This is a genomic window from Nitrincola schmidtii, assembly GCF_008973715.1.
Lineage (GTDB): Bacteria > Pseudomonadota > Gammaproteobacteria > Pseudomonadales > Balneatricaceae > Nitrincola > Nitrincola schmidtii.
This window is the reverse complement of record NZ_WBOL01000014.1, coordinates 10269-25127: the sequence shown is the minus strand read 5'-3', so window position 1 is coordinate 25127 and position 14859 is coordinate 10269. Positions and strand designations below refer to the sequence as shown.

The 14859-nt window shown below is 45.1% G+C and carries 16 protein-coding genes; all 16 read left to right on the top strand.

The window, feature by feature from the left end; all coding sequences use genetic code 11:
• The first annotated feature begins 20 nt into the window (after nucleotides 1-20).
• Complete coding sequence (gene fliN, locus F7R24_RS12115; RefSeq protein ID WP_151671523.1) at nucleotides 21-446, top strand: flagellar motor switch protein FliN; 426 nt, start codon at nucleotides 21-23, stop codon at nucleotides 444-446.
• 2 nt (nucleotides 447-448) lie between these two features.
• Complete coding sequence (fliO, locus tag F7R24_RS12110; protein WP_240776108.1) at nucleotides 449-877, top strand: flagellar biosynthetic protein FliO; 429 nt, start codon at nucleotides 449-451, stop codon at nucleotides 875-877.
• Nucleotides 877-1620, top strand: coding sequence for a flagellar type III secretion system pore protein FliP (fliP, locus tag F7R24_RS12105; protein WP_206057548.1), 744 nt, complete (start codon nucleotides 877-879; stop codon nucleotides 1618-1620). The genes fliO and fliP overlap by 1 nt, the downstream gene beginning before the upstream one ends.
• A gap of 51 nt (nucleotides 1621-1671) precedes the next feature.
• Entirely contained in the window at nucleotides 1672-1944 is a 273-nt protein-coding gene (locus F7R24_RS12100) for a flagellar biosynthetic protein FliQ (RefSeq protein ID WP_151671520.1), read from the top strand.
• A gap of 3 nt (nucleotides 1945-1947) precedes the next feature.
• The gene (gene fliR / locus F7R24_RS12095) at nucleotides 1948-2730 is read left to right on the top strand and encodes a flagellar biosynthetic protein FliR (RefSeq protein ID WP_240776104.1); all 783 of its coding nucleotides are present in this window, start codon (nucleotides 1948-1950) and stop codon (nucleotides 2728-2730) included.
• A gap of 3 nt (nucleotides 2731-2733) precedes the next feature.
• Nucleotides 2734-3873 (top strand): flagellar biosynthesis protein FlhB, encoded by a 1140-nt coding sequence (flhB, locus tag F7R24_RS12090; protein WP_151671519.1) that lies wholly within the window; start codon nucleotides 2734-2736, stop codon nucleotides 3871-3873.
• 136 nt (nucleotides 3874-4009) lie between these two features.
• The gene (flhA, locus tag F7R24_RS12085) at nucleotides 4010-6115 is read left to right on the top strand and encodes a flagellar biosynthesis protein FlhA (RefSeq protein ID WP_151671518.1); all 2106 of its coding nucleotides are present in this window, start codon (nucleotides 4010-4012) and stop codon (nucleotides 6113-6115) included.
• Nucleotides 6116-6165: 50 nt separating this feature from the next.
• A complete protein-coding gene (flhF, locus tag F7R24_RS12080) occupies nucleotides 6166-7581 on the top strand; it encodes a flagellar biosynthesis GTPase FlhF (protein WP_151671517.1) in 1416 nt (471 codons plus the stop codon).
• A gap of 12 nt (nucleotides 7582-7593) precedes the next feature.
• The gene (locus F7R24_RS12075; RefSeq protein WP_151671516.1) at nucleotides 7594-8409 is read left to right on the top strand and encodes a MinD/ParA family protein; all 816 of its coding nucleotides are present in this window, start codon (nucleotides 7594-7596) and stop codon (nucleotides 8407-8409) included.
• A gap of 23 nt (nucleotides 8410-8432) precedes the next feature.
• Complete coding sequence (locus F7R24_RS12070) at nucleotides 8433-9143, top strand: RNA polymerase sigma factor FliA (RefSeq protein WP_151671515.1); 711 nt, start codon at nucleotides 8433-8435, stop codon at nucleotides 9141-9143.
• Between the two features lie 100 nt (nucleotides 9144-9243).
• A complete protein-coding gene (gene cheY, locus F7R24_RS12065; RefSeq protein WP_239644366.1) occupies nucleotides 9244-9615 on the top strand; it encodes a chemotaxis response regulator CheY in 372 nt (123 codons plus the stop codon).
• Between the two features lie 26 nt (nucleotides 9616-9641).
• On the top strand, nucleotides 9642-10436 hold the full coding sequence (locus tag F7R24_RS12060) for a protein phosphatase CheZ (RefSeq protein ID WP_151671514.1): 795 nt from the start codon (nucleotides 9642-9644) through the stop codon (nucleotides 10434-10436).
• Nucleotides 10437-10449: 13 nt separating this feature from the next.
• Nucleotides 10450-12528: a chemotaxis protein CheA gene (locus F7R24_RS12055; protein ID WP_151671513.1), complete on the top strand. Its 2079-nt coding sequence runs from the start codon at nucleotides 10450-10452 to the stop codon at nucleotides 12526-12528.
• 33 nt (nucleotides 12529-12561) lie between these two features.
• Nucleotides 12562-13755, top strand: coding sequence for a protein-glutamate methylesterase/protein-glutamine glutaminase (locus F7R24_RS12050; protein ID WP_151671512.1), 1194 nt, complete (start codon nucleotides 12562-12564; stop codon nucleotides 13753-13755).
• 27 nt (nucleotides 13756-13782) lie between these two features.
• Nucleotides 13783-14571 carry a ParA family protein gene (locus F7R24_RS12045; protein WP_151671511.1) on the top strand — a complete coding sequence of 263 codons (789 nt, stop codon included), beginning with the start codon at nucleotides 13783-13785 and terminating at the stop codon, nucleotides 14569-14571.
• Nucleotides 14564-14859, top strand: a 296-nt coding sequence (locus F7R24_RS14685; RefSeq protein WP_206057547.1) for a hypothetical protein, incomplete at its 3' end; no start/stop codon positions are given. The genes F7R24_RS12045 and F7R24_RS14685, both read left to right, overlap by 8 nt.

Sequence of the window (14859 nt, the reverse complement as noted above, 5' to 3'; positions counted from 1 at the left end):
CGGGTCTGGAGATAGCGTTTGTGAGCGAAGATAATAAAGATGTAGACCAGCAGGCCTTGGCTGATGAATGGGCTGCTGCCATGGAAGAACAAGTCGGTGGTGAAACAGAGGGTCAAGGTGGTTCTGCCACTGAAGCAAAATCTGTCGAGCTATCTGAGCTGCAAGATGAGTCATCACCAGTAAAAGATCCAAAACTGGATGTTATTCTGGATATACCCGTGAAGTTGACCGTAGAAGTGGGTGGTACAGAAATTGCCATCAGAAATCTGCTACAACTTAGCCAAGGTTCTGTTTTGGAGTTAAGTAGAGTTGCCGGTGAACCGCTGGATGTGAAGGTAAATGGTACTCTGATTGCACATGGAGAGGTGGTGGTGGTTAATGATCACTATGGTATTCGTTTAACGGATGTTATCAGCCCACAGGAACGTATCTGGCGACTTAAGTAGTGATGAAGTATTCGCTCATTTTCTTTTTGCTGTTTAGCCCGCTGAGCTGGAGTTCTGAGAACTCATCCAGCCAAGCTGCTCCAGTTTATAAAAGCCCTGACCCTTTCAGCTTTGAATCCATTATGCAGTTGATACTAGGATTGGGTCTGGTACTCGGCACTATTTTGGCAATGGCATGGTTGCTTAGGAGGGTATCGGTGCTGCCTGGTCAGCATCGTAAACTCAAAGTTGTCGCAGCACTTTCGTTGGGGCATAAAGAGCGTGCTGTGCTGGTTCAAGTCGGTGAAGAGCAAATGTTGCTAGGGGTGTCGCAGGGACAAGTCACTTTGCTGAAGAGTTTTGAGCAGCCTGTGATTGTCCCAGATCAGCCTGCTGCTGAGTCAGCCTTTGCGCGTAAGCTTAATCAGTATATTAGTAAGCGGGAGCCATGATGCTTCGATATTTCGGCTTGCTCGCTATTTTTCTGCTGTTGATGCCTCTTCCCGCATTAGCCGATGTGGGTATTCCTGCAGTTAGCTTAACCGTTAACGATGATGGCTCTACTGAGTATTCGGTTACCCTTCAAATTCTAGCTTTAATGACATTGCTGACCTTCTTGCCAGCAATGCTTATGATGATGACTTCGTTTACGCGAATCATTATTGTCTTTTCAATTCTGCGGCAAGCCTTAGGTTTACAACAAACGCCTTCAAATCAAGTGTTAGTGGGTTTGGCGTTATTCCTTACTTTCTTCATTATGGCTCCGGTATTTGATCAGGTAAACGAGCAAGCGGTTCAGCCCTATATGGCCGAAGAAATGACCAGTATGGAGGCGTTTGAAGCCGCTTCAAGGCCTTTTCATCAATTTATGATTCGTAATACACGCGAGAGTGATTTAGACCTGTTTATGCGTATTTCAGATACTCCGCGTGTTGAAACTCAAGAAGATGTACCTATGCGTGTGCTGGTGCCAGCCTTTGTGGTCAGTGAGTTGAAAACGGCTTTTCAAATAGGTTTTATGCTGTTCATTCCGTTTTTGGTGATCGACTTGGTGGTGGCCAGTGTCTTGATGGCGATGGGTATGATGATGCTCTCACCAGTCATCGTATCTTTGCCGTTTAAGATCATGCTTTTTGTGTTGGCGGATGGCTGGGCAATGGTGGTTGGAACGCTTGCTGCAAGTTTTGGAATGTAGCTTTTTCCATTTAGTATGAGGTTTATTTGGCCATTAGTTTAGGAGGCGATAATGGGACTGACTGAAACAGTTCTTGATTTATACGGCACCGCCTTTTGGCTGATTATTAAATTCGTGACCATTATTGTTGGTCCTGCTTTGGTGGTGGGTCTAATTATTTCAGTGTTTCAGGCGGCCACTCAAATTAACGAACAAACCCTGAGTTTCCTGCCTCGTCTAATTGTTAGTTTGTTAGCGTTGATGTACGCGGGCCCTTATATTGTTATGCAGATCGTGGATCTGTTTAACTTCTTGTTTATGAATATACCCCTGATGATAGGCTAGGTCGTGTTTGTCTCGCTGGCGGAGCTTGAATACTGGGTAGGTGCATTTCTATTACCGTTATTTCGTATTGGCTCATTCTTTATGGCAGTGCCAATCATTGGAACACAGATGGTTCCAGTTAGAGTTCGTTTTGGTTTAGCGTTAGCGATGACGCTGATTTTAATTCCAGTATTGCCTGAAATGCCCACATATCAGGGGTTGTCATTAGATACTTGGATAGTCATTTTAAATCAGATCATCATTGGTACGATGCTCGGTTTTACCTTGCAGCTCCTCTTTCAGACTTTTATCGCTGGCGCTCAGATGATTGCGATGCAATCAGGTCTTGGATTTGCACAGATGACCGATCCTAGTACGGGTATTCAGGTGGTGGTGGTCGCTCAATTCTATTCGATGATGTCAATGTTGTTATTTTTGGCAATGAATGGTCATCTGGTCATGATAGAAATACTAGCGCAAAGCTTTTATGCGCTACCTATTGGAATGAATATTTTTAGTTTTGATGTTGTGATGCGCATTGTTTTGTTAGTGAGTTGGTTGTTTTCTGCTGCATTATTAATGGCTTTGCCCGCTATTACGGCATTGTTGATTATTAACTTATCCTTCGGCATTATGACTAAAGCTGCGCCACAGCTAAATATTTTTGCGATAGGTTTTCCCTTCACTATGCTGATGGGACTTATTATGCACTATGTCAATGTTCCTATTTTTTATGATCACTACGTGCGTATGACTCACTTTATACTCGACTTTATTCAGTCGATGTTACCTCCTTTAAACGGGTGATGTATGGCTGAAGAAGATACGGGTCAAGAAAAGTCACAAGAGCCCACGCAAAAGCGCATACAAGATGCGCGCAAAAAGGGTGATATAGCCCGATCTAAGGAATTGACCACCCTTGCTCTATTGATGGCTTCAGCGGCAGCAGCGCTGCTGTTTGGTGGATCGGTTGGTCAGGTAATGCTGGATTTATTCAGTTTTAATTTTGATCTTCGCCGTGATGAGTTAATCGATAAAGCCTTTATGAGCTATCACCTTTACCGATCACTTGCTGATGCATTTCTGAGTTTATGGTCTTTCTTTTTATTAGTTACTCTCGCGGTAATTTTTTCTTCCGTGGCGCTGGGTGGCTGGAATTTCAGCGGTGAATCTCTTCAGCCGAAAGGCAGTCGTCTTGATCCTATTGCAGGGATTAAGCGCATGTTCTCGTTAAAATCCTTGGTCGAGCTCTTCAAGGCGATAGCGAAAGTACTGATTGTCGGTGCTATTGCCATTCTAGCTGTTTACCTTTTAAGACCCGAGTTGATGATGTTGACATCGGAAGCGGTCAGATCAGCGATCGATCATTCGTTAACTATTATTGCTTGGGCTTTTTTGGTGATTAGTGCGGCGATGATCTTTATCGTTTTGGTGGATGTGCCATTTCAGCTATATGACTACAACAAAAAGCTAAAGATGACGATGCAGGAAATTAAAGATGAAATGAAAAGCACCGAGGGTAAGCCAGAGGTTAAAAGTAAGATACGTCAATTGCAGTATGAAATGTCACAGCGCAAAATGATGAAAGAAGTGCCAACCGCTGATGTCGTTATTACTAACCCTACCCACTACGCTGTTGCTATACGTTATGACCAAAGTAAAAGCGATGCACCGATTGTTGTTGCGAAAGGTGTTGATTTTATGGCGCTAAAAATTCGAGAAGTGGCGCAAGAATATGAGGTAACCGTATTAGAAGCGCCAGCATTAGCTCGAGCGCTCTATTATGCCGCTGAAATTGATGAAGAGGTTCCTTCTGGATTGTATACGGCTGTAGCACAAGTTTTAGCCTATGTTTTCCAGTTAAGAGATCCTAGTCAGTCGAAGACGGGTGCTCGTCCTCCCGCAGAAAAAGAGTTAGAAATCCCTCCCGAGTTGCGTCGCGATAATTGATTGGCGTATTTCTTGCAGTAAAATCATATTGATTTTGTAGTGTCATTAACTTGACGTATTCGCTACAATTGCCAAGATATTTCAGGCTCTTATAGCCTGTAGCGATGTTTTTGACAGTTATTTGACGGTAGGTGATGTGGATAGAGTAGCCATACTTAAAAGTGCTAAAAGTATTAGTCAGGGGAACTTAGGTATTCCGCTGCTTTTACTTGTTGTGCTGGCAATGGTTACTTTGCCAATGCCTACCATCATGCTGGATATATTCTTTACCTTTAATATTGCACTCTCCATTGTTGTGCTTCTTGTTTGTATCTATGCGTTACGACCACTCGATTTTGCGGTTTTCCCCACCATTTTGCTTGCAGCGACTTTGATGCGTTTGGCGCTAAACGTCGCCTCCACTCGTGTGGTTTTATTAAACGGTCATGAAGGAGGGGATGCAGCGGGTCAGGTGATTAAGGCCTTTGGGGAAGTCGTTGTCGGTGGTAACTATGTGGTTGGTATCGTTGTATTTATGATTCTGGTTATCATCAACTTTGTGGTTGTTACCAAGGGTGCTGGGCGTATTTCTGAAGTAAGCGCGCGTTTTACTTTGGATGCTATGCCCGGTAAACAGATGGCAATCGATGCAGATGTTAACGCCGGCTTGATCTCTCAGGAGGAGGCGAGGCAACGACGTCAAGAGGTAACGCAAGAAGCGGATTTTTATGGCGCGATGGATGGTGCTTCTAAATTCGTCAGAGGTGATGCGGTTGCTGGCATTTTAATCCTAGTGATTAACCTGTTAGGTGGCTTAGGGATCGGTATGGTTCAGCATGGATTGGATTTTGATACGGCAATGCGTAACTACTCATTGTTGACCATTGGTGATGGTTTGGTGGCTCAATTGCCATCATTGCTGTTATCAACTGCCGCTGCAATTATGGTAACGCGAGCTAACTCATCTGAAGCGATGGGTAGCCAGGTTTTTTCGCAAATGTTTGGATCGCCGCGAGCCTTGTTTGTTGCTGCCGGTGTTATCGCGTTAATGGGTATCGTTCCAGGTATGCCGCATATGGCTTTCTTATCGCTTGCCGCGGCAGCTGCCGGTGCAGGTTGGTTGATTTTTAGTCGGCAGCAACAGGTAAAAGCAGATCAGCTTAAAGAGCAAGAAGAACCGGCCGATGCAGAGCCATCCGAAGAGCGCAGAGATCTGGACTGGGATGATGTTATGCCAGTGGATATGATCGGTCTTGAGGTAGGGTATCGATTAATTCCTATGGTCGACAAAATGCAAGGCGGTCAGTTGCTTGGACGAATTAAAGGGGTTAGGAAGAAATTATCTCAAGACCTTGGCTTTTTGGTGCCATCGGTGCATATTCGAGATAATCTTGACTTAATGCCTGGAGCCTACCGGATTACCTTAATGGGGGTTATCAGTGGTGAGGGAGATGTATATCCGGATCGGGAATTAGCTATTAACCCGGGTCAAGTGTTTGGAACCTTAAAAGGTGTTGCCGTTAAAGATCCTGCGTTTGGATTAGATGCAGTGTGGATTGAAAGAGGGCAGAAAGAGCATGCACAAACTCTGGGCTATACTGTGGTTGATGCTAGCACGGTTGTCGCGACGCATTTAAATCAAATTTTACAAAGTAATGCGCATGCTTTGCTGGGGCATGAAGAGGTACAGCAGCTTCTTGATATGCTGACTAAGACATCGCCCAAGTTGGTTGAAGAGTTGGTGCCTAAAAAGCTTTCTATCAGTGTGTTGCTAAAAGTGTTGCAAAATCTTCTGATGGAGCAGGTGTCACTGAAAGATTTTCGTTCTATCGCTGAAGCACTTGCTGAAGCTGTGGATAGAACTCAAGACCCCTTGTCGTTGACTGCAGCAGTGCGAGTGGCGTTATCACGATTAATTGTACAAAGTATTAACGGATCAGACATTGAGCTACCCGTGATTACTTTGGAGCCTGCACTCGAGCAAATGCTGTTAAGTTCCATGCAGCAAGGTGGCCCTAGTGATGAGACTCTAGTATTGGAGCCAGGAATGGCTGAAAGATTGCAAACATCTTTAGGACAAGCAGCGCAGCAGCAAGAAATGATGGGTAAGCCGTCTGTATTACTAGTCGCTGCCCCGATAAGGCCCTTAATGGCGCGTTTTGTGCGCTATGGTCAGCATCAAGTACATGTTTTATCTTATCAAGAAGTACCGGAAAATAAGCGCGTCACCATCGTTGCGACTGTCGGGGGTGGAAATGCCTAGGTTGATGCAATCTTCTGTTAAACACAGAGTAGCGCAGATAAGGAAAGGTTATGAAGGTTAAACGCATCTTTGCACCAGATATGCGTCAAGCAATGCGACGTGTCCGTGATGAAATAGGCGCAGATGCTGTCATTATTTCCAACCATCGCGTGGCGGGTGGTGTGGAAGTGGTTGCGGCTAAGGAGGAAGACTATGAAATGGCTCAAGCAGAGCTGAAGCGTAGTCAGAAAAAAACTCGTCCAGCTCCCTCTCCTGTTTCTAGTCAAGATGATGCGCTAGCTGCAGAATTGCGCAGAGCAAAAATGCGTATTGCTGAAGCACGAAGAAAAGCCGAGCAACCTCAGCCGGAGGTTAGCCAAGTGGTTAACCGTCAAATTGATACTGAAGAGGATGAAGATCTGCGCTTTATCCTTCAGTCATTAAAAACTAGGCAAGAAGAACAAGCTCGAAAAGAGCATGATCATGAACCATTTATCCCTGATGATCTCTGGAGTGATCAGCCCAAGCATCAACCGCGCGAAGAAGCGGATGATCTTGTAAAAACGATGCAGCAGGAGATTCATCAGCTACGTAAGTTAATGGAAAAGCAATTACATCAGCCGAGTTATCAGTCGTCTTTACCTGTTACACCTCAATCATCTTATGCGTCTTATTCTCCTATTCAACAACGTTTGAATGATTTAGGGCTTAGCTCCGGCCTTATTCGACAACTAACCGCAAGTCTAGAGTCTGAGTTATCAGAAGAGGCTGCATGGAAAAATGTGCTGTCTCGCTTTGCTGACTCTCTGCCAGTGGTGGGTGAGGAGTATATCGCTCGCGGTGGAATGATCGCTTTTGTCGGTGCAACCGGCGTAGGCAAGACGACCACTATTGGAAAGTTGGCGGCTCGTTACGTGCTGCAGTATGGCAGTTCAAGTTTAGCCTTGGTCACCACTGACTGTTATCGCATAGCAGCGCATGAGCAGTTAAAAACATTTGGCCGAATTCTAGATGTTCCGGTTCGTGTGGTTGATGAAAATCATAATCTTGATGAAGTGTTGCTTTCTCTGAGAGGTAAGCGCTTGGTATTGATTGATACTGCGGGAATGAATGCGGGAGATCCTGAAGGTATTCAACAAAAACAAATGTTGGCCTCTGTCTCGGTTAGGTTAAAAAAATTACTGGTTTTGTCCTGTTCGAGTCAGCGTCAGTTAATTGAAAAGGCTTGGAGTAATTATCAAGAGCTAGATCTGAGCGCCTGTGTGCTAACCAAGTTAGATGAATCCGGAAGCTTAGGTGATGCATTGACTCTTGCAATAGAAAAGCGCTTGCCTGTTGCTTACATCACCGACGGTCAGAAAATACCGGATGATCTTATTGTTGCACAAAGACAAGATTTGGTAAGTCGAGCAGTAGTGGCTGCGCAAACCTCGGGTGCCTCTGATTCAAACTATGATGACACCAATCCGATCTTTCGGGCGGGATAGAGATAAATTCTTATGAAGCAAACTCAACCGGTTAAGGTCATTGCGGTCACAGGTGGCAAAGGTGGCGTTGGAAAAACCAATGTATCGGTGAACTTATCGGCAGCCCTGAGTGAAATGGGGCGGCGAGTTGTATTGATGGATGCAGACCTTGGCTTAGCGAACGTCGATGTTTTGCTTGGATTGAGAGTGAAGCAAACGATTGCTGATGTGCTTGAAGGTCGTTGTTCCTTGGCTGATGTGTTGGTGCGTGTGGATGCCAATATGTCTATCGTGCCTGCCTCGTCCGGAACGCAAGCAATGACTGCGCTCAGTGAGCATCAGCACGCAGAGTTAATTTATGCCTTTAATGATATTGCCGATCTAATGGATGTTCTGATTATTGATACGGCTGCCGGTATATCAGAAGCGGTCGTCAGTTTTGTTAAAGCCGCTCAAGAAGTGCTCGTGGTGGTTTGTGACGAGCCTACCTCGATTACGGATGCCTATGCATTGATTAAAATGTTGAATCGCGATCACAAAATGACCCACTTTAGAATTTTGGCCAATATGGTTCATTCTGAAAACGAAGGGCGAAACATGTTTAACAAAATTTTAACGGTCACGGATAGGTTTTTGGATGTAACGCTTCAATACGTCGGATCAATCCCTTATGATGAATCAGTACGTAAGGCAGTTCAAAAGCAAACAGCTGTTTTAAAAGCTTTTGGCAACAGTAAAGCGTCAGTTGCATACCGCCAATTAGCTAATAAAGTTGATCACTGGCCGGTATTGAAAACTCCAAGGGGTCATTTAGAATTCTTTGTGGAGCAGCTGGTAAAACGGCAATAATTGAATAGCGGAAGCTAAGCTGTATGTATAATCAGCTCACATTTAAAACTAGTCATGAGTTATTAGATCAGTACACACCCCTCGTAAAGAGGATTGCCCAGCATCTTCTGCTTAGATTGCCGTCGAGTGTGGTTCTTGATGATTTGGTACAAGCAGGAATGATTGGGTTGCTAGAGGCAGCAAAAAGATTTGATCCGAGTAAGGGTGCTAGCTTTGACACCTATGCCGGAATTCGTATTCGAGGTTCCATCATTGACGAAGTACGTCGTGGTGATTGGACGCCTCGATCCGTTCATCGAAATGGTCGCAGAGTGACGGAAGCGATTCGCGCAGTAGAATTCAGAACAGGAAGGGATGCTTCTGATGCCGAGGTAGCGACAGAGTTACAGATTTCTGTGGCAGAATATCATGCATTACTGCAAGACTCGCAAGACAGCCGTCTATTCAGTATTGATGAGTTGAGTCATGACGATGATGATTCTGTTGGAATGCAATTTGAGGGGAATGATCCAGGACCTGATCAACTATTTCAGGGGGATGCATTCCGACAAGCGCTAGCAGGTGCGATTGATTCTTTGCCAGAGCGAGAAAAGCTAGTGATGGCTCTTTATTACGATGAAGAGCTAAACTTAAAAGAGATAGGTAGTATTTTAGGAGTGAGTGAATCTCGAGTCAGTCAGATTCACTCCCAAGCGGCAATGAGATTGAAAAGCCGTCTTAGGGACTGGCAGTAATTTTTTGTTTGTTATCCGTCCTTTGCCTGTCTAGTATAGGTATAAGGGCTAACATTTTTAAAGTAACAAGCCGGGGGGGCTGTGTCTTGTGAAAAAAGACATCAGGATTCTTGTTGTAGATGACTTCTCTACAATGAGACGAATCATCAAAAATTTGCTACGTGATCTGGGCTTTACCAATGTGGAAGAGGCTGATGACGGCAAGACCGCTTTGCCCATTCTGAAACAAGGTCGTATTGAGTTTCTGATCACTGACTGGAATATGCCAGGGATGACAGGAATCGATCTGCTTAAAACTGTGCGTGCAGATCCAGAGCTTTCGCATATCCCTGTGTTGATGGTCACAGCTGAAGCTAAGCGTGAGCAGATTATTGCCGCTGCTCAGGCAGGGGTGAATGGTTATGTTATTAAGCCTTTTACGGCAGTGGTGCTTAAGGAAAAAATCGAGAAGATATTTGAGCGCATCACCTAGCCAATAGCCGGTAAGAGAGCAGAATAATGAAAAATAAGATAGCGACATTGGAATATGACGGTCTTGAAGATCTGCTTGGTCAAATGGCTCGTGAGTTGGTAATCACTATCGAGCAAGGTAACTTGAGCCATGCAATGGAGTTGATCAATGACCTTCAAGAGGCTCGGCATCAGGTTTTTTACAATGAAGTTGGCCATCTGACACGTGGATTACATGAGGCTATCAAAGCTTTCTCTTCCGATATTGATGAAAAGATTTTGTCTGATGATGCGTCTAGTCTGCCTGCCATGACAGATGCATCTGAGCGTCTTGGTTATGTTATTGAACTAACTGAAAAAACATCTCACGAAACCATGGATAGAGTTGATCGCTCATTGACACTGGTCGATCGATTGGATGGTCAGTCAGAACGTTTTAAAGATTTGCTTCTTTTGGTTGGTCAGCTTGAGGGAGAGTTTAAAGCACTCGAGGGTGTGTATGATCGAACCTGTACTGTCAAAAATGAATCTGAAAAAACGATTGAAGAGTTACGCAGTACGTTAACCGATATTCTTGTTTCTCAGAGTGTTCAGGATATTACCGGGCAGCTGATACGCAGAGTTATCACGCTAATGACCCAAGTTGAGTCTCAGCTTGTCAAATTAATGGATATGGCCGCCAAAGTTGAGCGTTTAACCGGAATCGAGATGGGCAAAGAGACTCAAGATGATTCTGAAAAAGATGCTATTCGTGCCCAGGGTCCACAACTGAAAAAGAAAGAAGCCGGGGCAGTCAGTAATCAGGATGATGTTGATGAACTGTTATCCAGTCTTGGTTTTTGATTAGGAGATCTCTATGAGTTTGGATGTAGATCAGGAAATTCTTGAAGATTTCCTAGTAGAAGCGGGAGAGATACTTGAGCTTCTTTCTGAGCAGTTGGTTGAGCTTGAACAACGACCAGATGATCGTGACCTACTAAATGCTATCTTTCGAGGGTTTCATACAGTCAAAGGTGGAGCGGGTTTTCTTCAGCTAGATGCGATGGTCAACTGTTGCCATAAAGCTGAAAATCTATTCGATTTATTACGTAATGGTGAGTTAACTGTTTCTGCTTCTTTGATGGATGTGGTGCTGCAGTCACTCGATTCTGTCAACTTGATGTTTGAGCAGGTTCGAGGTGGTTTAGAGCCAGAACCTGCACCTGCAGATCTCATGCAGCGTTTAAGCATTATTACTGAAGGTGGTTCGGTAGAAGAGCAGCAGCCAGTTAAAAAAACGGTTGTTGAGCAAAAACCCTTACCGAAAGCTACGCCTGCCAACCCCAATACCCCTAATGATGAGTTTGACTTATTGCTTGGTGATTTAGTTGTCGGTAGCAATACAAAAAACGCATCCTCCAGTACGGACAGTGATCTTATTACAGAAGATGAGTTTGATGCGTTATTAGATGAACTTCATGGTGCAGGTAAAGGCCCAGGAGTACTGGCAGGTAAAGATCAATCTAATATAGCCGCTACTTCATCCACTTCTGATGAAATTACAGATGATGAGTTCGAGGCCTTGCTAGATGATCTTCAGTCAAAAGGACAGGGAGCTTTTGCTGCAATAGCATCTGCACCTAAGCATGAAGACGAGATGATTGACGCAAATGTCGGTTCCTCTGTGCCTAGTGCGCCTCCAAAAGCGGTCGAGCCTCCCGCAGTTGTTGCCGCATCTGCTGCTATTGAATCGACTCCGAAAGCCTCAATGTCAGCTCAACAAAAAACGGTTCAAGAGAGTAATGTTCGAGTCGATACTGCGCTTCTCGATAAGATTATGAACATGGTAGGCGAGCTAGTCTTGGTTCGTAATCGTTTGGTGCGTTTGGGTGGTTCGCGCGAAGATGAAGAGATGTCTAAAGCCTTGGGCACATTAGATATGGTCACTGCTGACTTGCAGACGTCAGTGATGAAAACCCGTATGCAACCCGTCAAGAAAGTATTCGGTCGCTTCCCGCGTCTAATTCGTGATTTGTCTCGTAGCTTGAAAAAAGAGATACGCTTAGAGCTGCGTGGTGAAGAAACCGACTTAGATAAAAACCTTGTTGAAGCGCTGGCCGATCCATTAATTCACTTAGTACGCAACTCAGTCGATCATGGTATTGAAGCGCCAGATGTTCGTGAAAAATTAGGTAAGCCGCGCGAAGGTAGTGTTTTGCTATCAGCCGAGCAAGAAGGCGATCATATTCTGCTGATCATCCGCGATGATGGTGCCGGAATGGATCCTGAAAAACTTCGTCGCTTGGCAGTGGATAGAGGCATGCTTGATACAGAGTCAGCAGCACGCCTAACTGATCAAGAATGTTTTAATCTGATTTTCCATGCTGGCTTCTCGACCAAAACAGAAATTTCTGATGTGTCGGGGCGCGGTGTGGGTATGGATGTTGTTAAAACTAAGATTACTCAGCTAAACGGAACCTTAGCGATTGATTCTATCTTGGGGCAAGGTACTCAGATTGCCATTCAAGTGCCGCTAACCTTGGCCATTATGCCAACGCTGATGGTCACCCTTGAAGGGCAGGCGTTTGCGTTACCACTAGTGAATGTTAATGAGATCTATAATCTTGATCTAACCAAAACCAACATTGTCGATGGTCAGCAAGTGATTATCGTCAGGGATCAAGCATTACCTTTATTCCATCTAAAGCGTTGGATGGTTAAAGGGTGTGAGCATGCTCCTTTACCCGATCAAGGCCATGTCGTTATCGTTTCTGTCGGAACCACGCGAGTGGGCTTTGTGGTTGATCAGTTGGTGGGCCAAGAAGAGGTTGTCATCAAACCGTTGGGTTCTATTCTTCATGGGACTCAGGGATTGTCGGGTGCAACCATTACTGGTGATGGCCGAATTGCTTTGATTATTGACATTCCCAATCTGCTCAAGCGTTACGCGTCATGAGCGTAGCGCTATCTGACAAAGGAAGCGTCTCAGATGGCCGTTAAGGTGCTGGTAGTCGATGATTCCAGTTTTTTCAGAAACAGGATCCAAGAGGCCCTCAGTAGTGATTCGCGCATTGAGATAGTCGGTGTTGCTGTGGACGGTCGTGAAGCGGTAACCAAAGCGGTAGCCCTAAAGCCTGACCTAATCACTATGGACGTTGAAATGCCTCAACTCAATGGGATTGAAGCGGTTAGACAAATTATGCGTCAAGCGCCAACCAATGTATTGATGCTTTCATCTCTAACGCATGAAGGCGCTAGGGTAACATTGGAGGCTCTAGAAGCTGGTGCAGCGGATTATCTGACCAAGGATATTCGCGCGTGGATGGACCGTTCCAGTGCATTGACCAAGGAGTTTATCGAGCGCGTTGTTGCTTTAGGTAAGTCGCGTCAGCATCGACCTGTTACTGCGTTTAGTCGTCAACCTGCGCCGGCATCCTCTTCTACAGCAAGGGTATTTAGATCAGAGCCTGTTGTGGCAAAGCCTCGTTCAGAGCGAGAGTTTCGCCGTGAAACACCTCAAGCAGCCTCATCAACGCAGTCATCATCTACGTCACGTTCAAATGATGATCGATCTGGGGCTGCAACTCAGCCTTTGTCACGCATTAAAGTACCAGATGTCAGAATTGTTGTGATAGGTGCTTCAACCGGAGGGCCTGCCGCCTTACAGAAGGTTTTAATGGCACTACCTGCGAGCTATCCATTACCCATTTTACTGGTTCAACATATGCCGGGTACCTTTACCAAAGTTTTTGCCGAGCGGCTAAACCAGCAATCAATGATTCGTGTCCGTGAAGCTGTGGATGGCGACAGGCTTGAGCCTGGATTGGCATTGCTGTGTCCGGGTGGAATGCAGATGATGTTAGATCCAAGGCAAACGGATCGTGTAAAAATTCTAGCCGGAGACGATCGCATGACCTACAAACCTAGCGTTGATGTCACTTACGCATCTGTTGCTAAAACCTATGGCAGTAAAGTGATGGCAGTGATGCTGACAGGTATGGGTGCTGATGGCTGTGATGGTGCTCGATTACTTAAACAGGCTGGTGGTACGCTGTGGGCACAAAGTAAAGATACCTGTACCATCTATGGGATGCCCCAAGCGGTGGTTAATGCAGGTCTTGCAGATGCAGTACTGGATCTAGATGATATTGGCAATATGTTGGCAAAATGCAGGTATGCTTAAGATCAGCATTGAATCGGGAAAATAACTATGCAGGTGTGGGCGGTCGCAAATCAAAAGGGCGGTGTTGGAAAAACGACAACGGTCGTTTCTCTAGCTGGCTTGCTAGCGGAAGTCGGATATCGAGTACTGATTGTGGATCTCGATCCTCATGGTTCACTCACCAGTTACTTTAGATTCGACCCAGATGAAATTGAGCAAAGTGTCTATGATCTTTTTGAGCATCCAGAGGTGTCAGCTTCACGTTTTCGTTCATTAATTTTAAAAACCAGTCATGAAAGTATCGATATGGTACCCGCCTCAACTGCGCTGGCTACTCTCGAACGTAAAGCCGTCGGAAAAGAGGGATTAGGGCTTCAAGTTGCTAAGTCACTGAGATTTGTTCGTGAAGACTATGATTATGTCCTGATTGACAGTCCTCCCGTTCTCGGTGTGTTGATGGTCAATGCACTGGCCGCATGTGATCACTTGCTGGTACCAGTACAAACTGAATTTCTTGCCCTTAAAGGGTTAGAGCGCATGGTACGAACTATCGAAATGGTTAATCGTGCTCGTAAAAACAAACTTTCTTATACCATTATCCCGACGTTTTATGATCGAAGAACTCAAGCATCAGTGAGTAGTTTGCGAGAGTTGCATCAGCTCTACGCAGATCAGGTTTCCAACGCAGTTATACCGGTGGATACGAAGTTCAGAAACGCGAGTATTAAAGGTCTGGTGCCATCATCCTTGGATGCGGGTAGTCGTGGAGTTCATGCCTATGCACGATTATTAAGAGGCTTGTTAGAGCGTCGTAAGCAGGTACAAGCAGATGGCTGATCAAAAGAAAGTTGTATTTGAATATCTAGAAGCATTGCTGATGGACCCTGATGCTGAAAAGGTGGTTCCTGCTGAGCCAGAGGTAGTTGAAAAATCCTCGCAAGATACAGAATCTATTGAAGAAATACTTGAAATAGAAGAAACACCACAACACTCTTTGAAACCAGAACCAGAACCAGAACCAGAACCAGAACCAGAACCAGAACCAGAACCAGAACCAGAACCAGAACCAGAACCAGAACCAGAACCAGAACCAGAACCAGAACCAGAACCAGAACCAGAACCAGA

What these genes read in the sequence shown, in the direction of transcription:
- F7R24_RS12055 (WP_151671513.1), top strand. Translation starts at nt 10,450, where the DNA reads ATGAGTTTGGATGTAGATCAGGAAATTCTTGAAGATTTCCTAGTAGAA.
- F7R24_RS12050 (WP_151671512.1), top strand. Translation starts at nt 12,562, where the DNA reads ATGGCCGTTAAGGTGCTGGTAGTCGATGATTCCAGTTTTTTCAGAAAC.
- F7R24_RS12060 (WP_151671514.1), top strand. Translation starts at nt 9,642, where the DNA reads ATGAAAAATAAGATAGCGACATTGGAATATGACGGTCTTGAAGATCTG.
- F7R24_RS12070 (WP_151671515.1), top strand. Translation starts at nt 8,433, where the DNA reads ATGTATAATCAGCTCACATTTAAAACTAGTCATGAGTTATTAGATCAG.
- fliP (WP_206057548.1), top strand. Translation starts at nt 877, where the DNA reads ATGCTTCGATATTTCGGCTTGCTCGCTATTTTTCTGCTGTTGATGCCT.
- fliO (WP_240776108.1), top strand. Translation starts at nt 449, where the DNA reads ATGAAGTATTCGCTCATTTTCTTTTTGCTGTTTAGCCCGCTGAGCTGG.
- F7R24_RS12075 (WP_151671516.1), top strand. Translation starts at nt 7,594, where the DNA reads ATGAAGCAAACTCAACCGGTTAAGGTCATTGCGGTCACAGGTGGCAAA.
- flhF (WP_151671517.1), top strand. Translation starts at nt 6,166, where the DNA reads ATGAAGGTTAAACGCATCTTTGCACCAGATATGCGTCAAGCAATGCGA.
- flhB (WP_151671519.1), top strand. Translation starts at nt 2,734, where the DNA reads ATGGCTGAAGAAGATACGGGTCAAGAAAAGTCACAAGAGCCCACGCAA.
- F7R24_RS12045 (WP_151671511.1), top strand. Translation starts at nt 13,783, where the DNA reads ATGCAGGTGTGGGCGGTCGCAAATCAAAAGGGCGGTGTTGGAAAAACG.
- F7R24_RS12100 (WP_151671520.1), top strand. Translation starts at nt 1,672, where the DNA reads ATGGGACTGACTGAAACAGTTCTTGATTTATACGGCACCGCCTTTTGG.